This is a genomic window from Dietzia sp. DQ12-76 (assembly GCF_014145045.1).
Lineage (GTDB): Bacteria > Actinomycetota > Actinomycetes > Mycobacteriales > Mycobacteriaceae > Dietzia.
Genome location: NZ_JAALDV010000179.1, coordinates 1 through 10,234, shown reverse-complemented (window position 1 = coordinate 10,234; position 10,234 = coordinate 1). Strand labels below are relative to the sequence as shown.

Genomic DNA, 10,234 nt, shown 5'->3' with positions numbered 1-10,234 from the left:
GGAGGAGTGGACGGCGATGGACACCGCTGTCGCCGCGGCGCCGCTGGCCTCCGGTCACGTCCTCGTCGTCGGACGACCGGGCGGGCCGTCGTTCCGGCCGTCCGAGATCGCCCGGCTCGGGTACCTCACGGGGATCCTGCGGTCTCTCAACGCGGGGTGACCCCCGGCGTCATCCGCCCTCGTTCACCCGCCGCGTCCCCGAGGGTTGCGCGGCCACTTCGCCCACGCCCCCGAAGGGTTGCGCGGCCGGTCAGGTCCCGACACGCAGCGCACCCGAATGGTCACCCCGCACCGTCGCCCGCCGGCGCCGGGCCGTTCTCCAACAGCTCCACGAATCCGGCCTCGTCGAGGATGGTCAGCCCCAGCTCCTCGGCCTTGGTCGCCTTGGACCCCGGGTTGTCCCCCACCACGACGTAGTCCGTCTTCTTCGACACAGATCCGGACGCCTTACCGCCCCTGGCGATGATCGCCTCCTTGATCCCGTCACGGGTGAACCCCTCGAGGGACCCCGTGGCCACGATGGTCAGACCCTCGAGGGTGCGCGGGATCGACTCGTCCCGCTCATCGGCCATCGACACACCGGAGGCAGCCCACCGGTCGACGATCTCGCGGTGCCAGTCCACGTCGAACCATTCGACCACCGACGCAGCGATCGTCGACCCGACGCCGTCCGTCTCAGCCAACTCCTCCTCGGTGGCGGCGCGTAGTGCCTCCATCGAACCGAACCGTGTGGCCAACGCCCGTGCGGCCGTGGGCCCGACATGGCGGATGGACAGTGCCACCAGCACCCGCCACAGGGGTCTGTCCCTCGCCGTCTCCAGATTGGCCAGCAATTTGCGGCCGTTCTCGTTGAGCACGGTGCGCTCGGGGTCGGCGCCGTCCTCGACCTGCTTGCGGGTCGCCTTCTCCACGCGGGTGTAGAGGGAGGTGCGGAGGAGGTCGGCCTCGGTGAGGTCGAACAGACCCGCCTCGTTGACCAACACCCCGCTCGTGAGCAGATCGGAGGCCCCCTCGTAGCCGAGCGCCTCGATGTCCAGGGCGTTGCGCGAGGACAGGTAGAACAGTCGCTCACGGAGTTGTGCCGGACAGGAACGCTGGTTCGGGCAGCGCCAATCGGCGTCGCCTTCCTTCGCCGGTGCCAGGACGGTGTCGCACTCCGGGCAGCGCTCGGGGAAGACGAACTCCCGCTCGGTGCCGTCCCGGCGCTCCACCACCGGTCCGAGCACCTCGGGGATGACGTCGCCGGCCTTGCGGATCACGACGGTGTCGCCGATCAGCACACCTTTCCGCCTGACCTCGGTCTGGTTGTGCAGGGTCGCGAGTGACACCGTGGAGCCGGCGACCAGCACAGGTTTCATGTGGGCGAACGGGGTGACCCGCCCTGTCCTGCCCACGGAGACGCGGATGTCGAGCAGGTCGGTCATCACCTCCTCTGGTGGGTACTTGTAGGCGATCGCCCACCGCGGGGCCCGTGACGTCTGACCGAGTCGTCGCTGGACCGCCCGGTCGTCGATCTTGACGACGAGGCCGTCGATCTCGTGCTCCGGGTCGCCGCGGTGCTCTCCCCAGTACCGCATCCGCTCGAGGACCTCGTCGATCCCGGTCGCCGGGGCGGTGTAGGGCGAGACGGGCAGGCCCCAGTCCGCGAGCGCGAGATAGACGTCGTGGAGGCTGTCGAAGGTCGCGCCCTCGACCACCCCGAGACCGTGGCAGTACATGCCGAGCCGTCGCTGGGCGGTGATCGCCGGGTTCTTCTGGCGCAGTGACCCGGCGGCGCTGTTGCGCGGATTGGCGAACGGCGGCTTTCCCTCGGCGACGAGCCGCGCGTTGAGTTCGGCGAAGTCCTCGAGCCGGAAGAACACCTCGCCCCTCACCTCGAGCACGGCGGGGACGGGGCGGTCCTGAGTCGGGGTGAGCGTGACCGGGATGTCGTCGATCGTCCGGGCGTTGAGGGTCACGTCCTCTCCGGTCCGGCCGTCGCCCCGGGTGGCCGCACTGACCAGCCTGCCGTCGCGGTAGACCAGGTCGAGCGCCACCCCGTCGATCTTGACCTCGCACAGGAAACGCAGGTCGTCCGCCGCGAGGTGCGACTGTTCGACGGCTGACGCCACCCACGCGCGCAACTCCTCTTCGGAGAACACGTTGTCCAGGCTCGTCATCCGCTGCAGGTGCTCCACCGGCGCGAAGTCGGTGGAGAACCCGCCGCCCACGAGCTGTGTCGGCGAGTCCGCGGTCCGCAGGGCGGGGTGACGCTCCTCGAGCGCCTCCAACTCGCGGAACAGAGCGTCGAACTCGGCGTCGGAGACGATGGGGGCATCCCTGACGTAGTAGCGGAACTGGTGGTCCCTCACCGTCTCCGCGAGCTCGGTCCACTGCTGACGAACCTCAGGAGGGATGTCCCCGGTGCCGAGGGGCGCGGTGCTTCGACTGGCGTGGCTCACCAGCACAGGGTAATCCGACGCGGGCCCGCGATGTCGGGGCGACGGCCTACGGTGACCGCATGAACCCGGAGATCACGACCGCCGCCCCACCCGATCGGAACCGGCTGTTGGCCTTCGACCTCGAGACCACCGGGCCGGATCCCCGGACCGCGCACGTCGTCACCTCGGCCCTCCTCGCGATCGACGGACCCCGCAAGGTGGAGCGCACCTGGCTGGCCGATCCCGGGATCGACATCCCGGAGGGCGCGACGGCGGTCCACGGCATCACGACCGCACGGGCCCGCACCCACGGACGTCCGCATGCGGAGGTGGTGGCCGAGACCATCGCGGGCGTCCGGACGGGGTGGCGGGAGGGACGGACCCTGGTGGTGTTCAACGCGGCGTACGACCTCACCATCCTCAAGAGGTGGGACCCGTCGTTCGAGGTGCTCGGGCCGGTGGTCGACCCGTTCGTCATCGACCGCGCGGTGGACCCGTACCGGCGGGGCAAGCGCACCCTCGGGGCCCTGTGCGCGCACCACGGCGTGAGGGTGGACGGTGCACATGAGGCCGGTGCCGACGCGCTCGCGGCGGCCCGCCTGGCGTGGAAGCTTCTCGGCTCGCTCCCCGACCTGGCCGGTGCGGACTGGCGTGCGGTCAACGCACAGCAGGCGCTGTGGCACGAGGCGCGACAGCGGGATTTCGCCGCCTACCTCGAGAAGTCGGGCAAGGACGCCTCGGATGTCACCACGCAGTGGCCGGTCGCCCTCGACCGGCCCGACCCGGGACCAGCCGACCCGGGACCGACTACTCGGCCAGGCGCGGCGCGGCCTCGGCCACCCGACGCACAGACCCCAGTACCTCCCCTGGGGTGAGGTGTGGCGAGACCATGTCGTCGACGGTCGGGGTGAGGACCACCTGTCGCAGAACCGCGTACCGGGGTGCGCTCAGACGCTCGAGAAGCTCCAGGATCGCGGCGACACGATGTTCCACCTCCGGCCCGGACGACGGGGGCCTCGTCGACCCGGGCAGTCCCTCGAGCTGGAGGATCCGCCCGCCGTCGAGGACCGTCCCCGCGGCATCGAGAGCGGCATGGGAGCCACCCGAGTGGAGTGTGTCGGCCGCCACGCAGAGCCCGTCGAGGGGGGTCTCACCCTCGGGGGTACGGGTGATGGCGGCCCATCTGGCGGGCGCCTCGTCCCCACCACCCGATTGGACGCGGAGCATCACCTCCGCCACCCCGTTGCGCCGGAGGACGTCGGCGAACCGGCAGAGGGACAGCGACAGCCGGTCCTCGGCCACCGCCGGGATCGGGTCGAATCGGCTCGGTCCCGCGACGGAACCGGCCGCGACGTGCCAGAGCATCGGCTCGTCGAGCACGATCCTCACACCGGCGCCCAGGCGTGCAGCCAGCCGGGTGACGCGCGCCGCCACCCCTTCGGCTAGTGCCTCGGCGAGATCCCTCCGGGCCCCGCGATCGGTGAGGACCGGGGACCCGGCGGGCAGTTCCACCCGCGCGGCGAGCGACCAGGGGCCCAGCACCCGCACCACGAGGCGACGGTCCTCCGAGGCGCGGTCGACCTCGGGATCCCTCACCGATTCGTCGGCCTCCTCCAGCGCGTCGACGTCACGGTCGAGCAGGTCGGAGGCCGTCCGGGCGGGTCGCCCCGGTGAGCCCGCGAGGCGCCAGCCCCGGGTGGAGATGTCGACCGGGAGATCGGCGAGCATGGCCAGGGTCCTGCCCACCTGATCGGCTCCGAGCCCCCGGTCGGCGAGTTCCGGGAGGAACGGCATCCGGTGGCATTCACCGAGCACCACCCTCGCGGCCTCCCGGGGATCCGTTCCCCGCATGGGGCCCGGGCCGGTGAATCCCGGCACGATGGTGGTCACGGAGTGGTCGCGACCGGGACGGAGGCGGTGATCGTGCCGCTTCCCAGAACGCGGTCGCCGTCCGGCTCGGGTCGGTAGAGCACGGCGGCCTGGCCGGCGGCGACCCCGCGCACGGGCTCGTCGAGCGAGATCTCCAACCGGGCGTCCGGACCGTCCCCCACCCGTCTGACGTATCCCGGAGTAGCCTCTCCGTGCGCACGGATCTGCACGTGGCACGCGGTCTCCCGGATACTCTCGTCCACCAACCAGTACGGCGAGGACGCGGTCATCGCCCGGGACAGCAGGTGCTCCGACCCCCCGACGGTCACCGTCCCGGAATCCGCGTCGATGGACGTCACGTATCTGGGTCGGCCGTCGGGCGCCGGCCCCGGCAACCCGAGTCCCTTGCGCTGCCCGATCGTGAACCCGTACACACCGTCGTGCCTGCCCAGTTCGTCGCCACTGTCGGCGTCGACCACCGCGCCGGGACGCAGCCCGATCCTCGCGCCGAGGAAGGCACGGGTGTCACCGGAGGGGATGAAGCAGATGTCGTGACTGTCGGGCTTGGACGCCACGGGCAGGCCGGACGACTCGGCCTCGGCCCGGACCTCGGACTTGAAGGAGTCCCCCAGCGGGAACATCGAGTGCGCGAGTTGTCGAGGGGTCAGCACACCGAGGACATAGGACTGGTCCTTGCCGGGATCGACCGCGCGGCGCAGGACCGGGCGCGACTCGCCCGAGTCCGTCTCCTCGACGGACAGGCGGGCATAGTGTCCGGTGGCCACCGCGTCGAACCCGAGGGCCATCCCCCGGTCGAGGAGCGCCTCGAATTTGATCCGCTCGTTGCACCGCAGGCACGGATTGGGGGTCTCGCCGCGGGAGTACGACTCGACGAAGTCGTCGATCACGTCCGCCCTGAACCGCTCCGCGAAGTCCCACACGTAGAACGGGATGCCCAGCAGATCGGCCACCCGGCGTGCGTCACCCGCGTCCTCACGCGAACAGCAGCCGCGGGAACCGGTCCGCAGCGTCGCCGGGTCCGCACTCAGGGCGAGGTGCACACCCACCACCTCGTGACCGGCGGCCACGGCTCGTGCGGCGGCGACGGCGGAATCGACTCCCCCGCTCATGGCGGCGAGGACCCTCACGACGTCGTCACCCCGGTGCCGATCAACCCGAGGCCCGCGACGCGGGCCCTCTCGGCCGCAGGGGCCAGGGCGGCGATCGCCGCGTCCACGTCCTCCTCGGTCGTGGTGTGGCCGAGACTCAGTCGGAGACTGCTCCTCGCGGCCGCGTCCCCCGCGCCCAGGGCGAGCAACACGTGGCTGGGCTCGGCCACCCCCGCCGTACACGCCGAGCCGGTGGAGCACTCGATCCCCGCGGCATCGAGCAGCAGGATCAGGGATTCCCCGGAGCAGCCCGGGAAGGTGAGATTGGCGATCCCCGGCAGCCTCTGCCCACCTCCGTTGGCCACGGCGTCCGGGACCGTGGCGAGGACGCCCGCGACCAACCGGTCCCGCAGGCGTTCCAGGCGGATCGCCTCGGCCTCCATGTCCCGGACGGCCTCGTCGAGGGCAGCGGCCATCGCGACGACCCCCGGGACGTCCACCGACCCGGACCTGAGATCCCGCTCCTGGCCTCCGCCGAAGCCCACCGGGAGACACGCGGCGCCGCGGTCGATGATGAGCGCTCCGACCCCGAGGGGGCCACCGAACTTGTGGGCGGACAGACTCAGAGACGTCACACCGAGGGAGCCGAAGTCGACCGGGATGTGTCCGACGGCCTGTACCGCATCGGTGTGGACCGCCGCGCCGGCGGCGGTGGCGACGGCCGCCACCCCGGCGACGTCGCTGAGGGTGCCGATCTCGTTGTTGCCGAGCATGACGGCGACGAGGGCCAGGCGCTCCCCCACCTCGTCCAGCACACCGCGGACCGAGTCGGGCGCGACGGCCCCGCACCGATCCACCGGCAGCACACGGACGTCCATACCCCCGCCGCGTGAGGTGGCCAGGTGCGCGGCGGAGTCGAGAACCGAGTGGTGTTCGGTCGCCCCGACGGCCACGACGTCGCCGCTCGAGGCGGCAGCCTGACCCAGTACCGCGAGGTTGTCGGACTCGGTCCCCCCGGAGGTGAACACGACCTCGGAGGGCCTGCAGCCGAGGTGGGCGGCCAGTGATTCGCGGGCCTCCTCGAGCCGACGCCGCGCATGTCGGCCGGCTCCGTGCAGAGAGGAGGCGTTACCGACGCTCGCGGCGGCCTCGACATAGGCGGCCAGAGCCGACTGACGCATCGGGGTGGTCGCGGCGTGGTCGAGATAGTGCGCTGTGCGGATCGTGAGCATGACGTCGGCAAGAATACGCCCGAACGCACCGGACCCCGGCACCGCAGGGGTGCCGGGGTCCGGTGGATGCCGTTCGACGCCGTGACGCCGCCCTCACTTACGGGCGTTGATGGCCTCGGTGAGCTGCGGGGCGACAGCGAACAGGTCGCCGACGATGCCGTAGTCCGCGATCTCGAAGATCGGGGCCTCCTCGTCCTTGTTGACGGCGACGATCGTCTTGGACGTCTGCATTCCGGCACGGTGCTGGATGGCGCCCGAGATGCCGAGGGCGATGTACAGCTGCGGCGAGACGGTCTTACCCGTCTGACCGACCTGGAACTGACCCGGGTAGTACCCCGAGTCGACGGCGGCACGCGACGCACCGACCGCGCCCTTGAGCGAGTCCGCCAACGGCTCCACGACCTCTTCGAACTTCTCGGCCGACCCCACGCCACGGCCACCCGCGACGACGACGGTGGCCTCGGTGAGTTCCGGACGGTCGCCGCCGACGATCGGGTTGCGGGAGATCACCCTGGCGGCGTTCTCGGGCTCGGGGACGTCGATCTCGACGACCTCACCCGCACCGGCGCTGGGCACGGCCTCGACGGCACCCGGACGCAGGGTGTAGATGGGCGTGTCGCCGGCGACGGTCGCCTCGACCGTGAACGCGCCGCCGAAGATCGAGTGGACGGCGGAGCCGTCGGACTTGATCTCGACGACGTCGCAGAGGGTGCCGGAGCCGGTGCGGGCGGCGAGCCGACCCGCCACCTCCTTGCCCTCGAACGTGGCGGCCAGGACGATCGCCGCCGCGCCCTGCTCCGCGAGCCCGGCGAGGACGTCGACCTTCGGGGTGACGAGGTAGTTCTGCACCGCGTCGCCCTCGGCCACGTAGATCTTCTCCGCGCCGGCCTCCTTCAGGGCGTCGGTGAGCGCCGCGGCGGTGCCGGTCTCACCGAACACGACGGCGGACGGCTCGCCGAGCGCACGTGCGGCGGTGAGCAGCTCGAGGGTGACCTTCTTGAGTTCGCCGTCGACGTGCTCGACCGCGACGAGGACTTCAGCCATGGTGGATTCTCCTTGGAAAACTGTGGTGGGAGTCGTTCGGGGTGAGCGCGATCAGATGAGCTTCTGCGCCACGAGGTACTTGGCGACCTCGTTGCCGCCCTCGCCCTCGTCGTTGAACTTCTCACCGGCGCTGCGCGGCGGCTTGGGGACGGAGGAGATCACGGTGGACGCGGCGTTGTCCTTGCCCACCTGGCCGGGCTCGACGTTGGTGTCGGCGAGCGTCAGGACCTCGACCGGCTTCTTCTTGGCGGCCATGATGCCCTTGAAGGAGGGGAACCGCGGCTCGTTGATCTTCTCGCCGACCGACACGACGCACGGCAGCGACGCCTCGATCTCGAAGACGCCCTCGTCGGTCTCGCGCTCGCCCTTGATCGTCCCGCCGGAGACCTCGAGGGTGCGCATGTGCGTGACCTGCGGCAGGCCCAGGTACTCGGCGATGATGGCCGGGACACTGCCCATGCGGCCGTCGGTGGCCTCGTTGCCACAGATGACCAGTTCGGTGCCCTCGATGGTGCCCAGCACGTTGGCGATGGCCCACGCGGTCTGGACCACGTCCGAGCCGTGGAGCGCCTCGTCGTTGAGGTGGACGGCCTTGTCCGCGCCCATCGACAGGGCCTTGCGGATCGCCTCGGTGGCGCGGTCGGGACCGGCGGTCAGGACGGTCACCTCGCCCCCCTCGGCCTCCTTGATCTGGAGTGCCTGCTCAACGGCCTTCTCGTTGATCTCGTCGAGGACCGCGTCCGCGGCCTCGCGGTCCAGGGTGAAGTCCCCATCCGAGAGCTTGCGCTCCGAGTAGGTGTCCGGAACCTGCTTGATCAGTACGACGATGTTCGTCATGGGCCTGCGTCGACCTCCTGCGAGTCGGGGCTGGGTGCGTTCCGAACTGACCGGGCGCACCGGATTGTGGTCCTGGGGACAACAATAACGCCACCCGGGCCCTCACCGCAGGAGCGGGGCCGTCAGTAGCGCAGGGGCGGGCGTCTCAGTTGATGCGCGTATCCCACCCCGCCCACGCCGCGTCGCGCAGTTCGTTCTTGCGGACCTTGCCGGTGGAGGTCCGTGGCAGGGCCTCGGTGATCTCCACCGCCCCCGGCACCTTGTACCGGGCGATCCTCGTCCGGCAGTGGTCGATCACACCGTCCTCGTCGAGTCCGGACCCGGGCCTGACCACGACGTAGGCCTTGGGGCGCTCTCCCCACTTCTCGTCGGGCATCGAGACGACGGCGCAGTCGACCACGTCGGGGTGCGCCACGATCGCCTGCTCGACCTCGATCGTCGAGATGTTCTCGCCTCCGGAGACCACCACGTCCTTGGCCCGGTCGAGCAGCTGGACGTACCCGTCCGGGTGCATCACCCCGAGATCGCCCGAGTGGAACCACCCGCCGGCGAACGCGGCGGCGGTGGCCTCGGGGTCGGCGAAGTACCCCTTCATCACCCCGTTGCCGGTCATGACGACCTCCCCCATCGTCACACCGTCCGCGGGGACGTCCACGAGGTGCTTCTCCCCGGGGCTGGTCCGCTCGACCACCCGGACAGTCTCGGCGTGGATCATCGCCACGCCCTGCCTGGACTTCAGGCTGGCCCGCTCGTCCGGGTCCAGCTCCGTCCACCCGGGCTGGGGCGTGCACACCGTGAACGGCCCGTAGGTCTCCGTCAGCCCGTAGACCTGCGTCACGTCGATGCCCAGGTCCTCGAACCGTCGCAGGATCGTGGGCGAGGGCGGCGCACCGGCCGTGACCATGCGGATCCCCTCCACCGGCCGGGCCGCCGGATCGTCGGCGATCGTGCTCAACACCGCCGGGGCGCCGGCGAGGCGGTTGATCCCCTCCTCGTCGAACAGTCTCCAGATCTCCTCGCCCCGGACGGCGCGCAGGCACACATGGGTGCCCATCGCGCCGGTCAGGGCCCACGTGGTGCACCAGCCGTTGCAGTGGAACATCGGGAGCGTCCACAGATAGCGGGAGTCCGCGTCGAGCCCCTGGGTGATGATCTCTCCGAGCGCGTTGAGGTAGGCGCCACGGTGGGTGTACATCACGCCCTTCGGGCGTCCCGTGGTCCCCGAGGTGTAGTTGACGGCGATGACGGAGTCCTCGTCCTCCACCGTCCACGACACCGGCTGCGGGGAGGCCAGCGCGAGGCTCTCCTCCAGTGCCTCGGCGCGGGGGCCGAAGCGGGCGGGGTCCGGTTGGGTGCCGTCGGCGTCGGGGGTCACCAGGATCAGGCTGATCGACTCCGGTATCTCGTTCCCCAGCCCGTCCAGGAGTCCGGCGTCGGCGATGAGCACCGAGATCCCCGCGTGCTCGACGATGTAGGAGACCTCCGGCGGCGCGAGACGGGTGTTGAGCGCCACGACCGCTCCGCCGGCGAGCGGGACCGCGAACTGCGCCAGGAGCGCCTCGGCGGAGTTGGGGGCGAGGACCCCGACGCGCTCTCCCCTGGCGACCCCGCGCATCCGCAGTAGGGAGGCCAGGCGTGTGGCCCGGTCGGCGAACTCGGCGTAGCTCTGCCGGCGGGGCCCGTCCACCACAGCGGCCGCGTCAGGGGACACGCGCGCGGCCTA

8 protein-coding genes and 1 pseudogene are annotated in these 10,234 nt (G+C 71.0%); 2 read left to right on the top strand and 7 right to left on the bottom strand.

Annotated features, from left to right (window positions below):
* Positions 1 to 160, top strand: a pseudogene (locus G6019_RS07515) (amino acid-binding protein); the annotation flags it as partial.
* 121 nt (positions 161 to 281) lie between these two features.
* Here G6019_RS07515 and ligA read toward each other — a convergent pair.
* On the bottom strand, positions 282 to 2,441 hold the full coding sequence (ligA, locus tag G6019_RS07510) for an NAD-dependent DNA ligase LigA (protein WP_182613451.1): 2,160 nt from the start codon (positions 2,439 to 2,441) through the stop codon (positions 282 to 284).
* Positions 2,442 to 2,500: 59 nt separating this feature from the next.
* On the opposite strand from ligA, the gene G6019_RS07505 reads away from it, so the two are divergent.
* On the top strand, positions 2,501 to 3,295 hold the full coding sequence (locus G6019_RS07505) for an exonuclease domain-containing protein (protein ID WP_107756701.1): 795 nt from the start codon (positions 2,501 to 2,503) through the stop codon (positions 3,293 to 3,295).
* Here G6019_RS07505 and G6019_RS07500 read toward each other — a convergent pair.
* The 6 genes from G6019_RS07500 to G6019_RS07475 all read right to left on the bottom strand — a co-directional run bounded on the left by G6019_RS07500 (position 3,228) and on the right by G6019_RS07475 (position 10,222).
* Positions 3,228 to 4,310, bottom strand: a complete 1,083-nt coding sequence (locus G6019_RS07500) for a cobalamin-independent methionine synthase (RefSeq protein WP_182627320.1) — start codon at positions 4,308 to 4,310, stop codon at positions 3,228 to 3,230. The two genes, G6019_RS07505 and G6019_RS07500, sit on opposite strands and share 68 nt — an antisense overlap.
* The gene (mnmA, locus tag G6019_RS07495; RefSeq protein ID WP_182612818.1) at positions 4,307 to 5,437 is read right to left on the bottom strand and encodes a tRNA 2-thiouridine(34) synthase MnmA; all 1,131 of its coding nucleotides are present in this window, start codon (positions 5,435 to 5,437) and stop codon (positions 4,307 to 4,309) included. Before mnmA ends, G6019_RS07500 begins: the two co-directional genes overlap by 4 nt.
* Complete coding sequence (locus G6019_RS07490) at positions 5,434 to 6,630, bottom strand: cysteine desulfurase family protein (protein ID WP_182612819.1); 1,197 nt, start codon at positions 6,628 to 6,630, stop codon at positions 5,434 to 5,436. The genes mnmA and G6019_RS07490 overlap by 4 nt, the downstream gene beginning before the upstream one ends.
* Positions 6,631 to 6,723: 93 nt before the next feature.
* Positions 6,724 to 7,674 (bottom strand): electron transfer flavoprotein subunit alpha/FixB family protein, encoded by a 951-nt coding sequence (locus G6019_RS07485; RefSeq protein WP_107756704.1) that lies wholly within the window; start codon positions 7,672 to 7,674, stop codon positions 6,724 to 6,726.
* Between the two features lie 51 nt (positions 7,675 to 7,725).
* Complete coding sequence (locus tag G6019_RS07480) at positions 7,726 to 8,511, bottom strand: electron transfer flavoprotein subunit beta/FixA family protein (RefSeq protein ID WP_156607192.1); 786 nt, start codon at positions 8,509 to 8,511, stop codon at positions 7,726 to 7,728.
* Positions 8,512 to 8,656: 145 nt separating this feature from the next.
* The gene (locus G6019_RS07475; protein WP_182627318.1) at positions 8,657 to 10,222 is read right to left on the bottom strand and encodes an AMP-binding protein; all 1,566 of its coding nucleotides are present in this window, start codon (positions 10,220 to 10,222) and stop codon (positions 8,657 to 8,659) included.
* Positions 10,223 to 10,234: the final 12 nt, after the last annotated feature.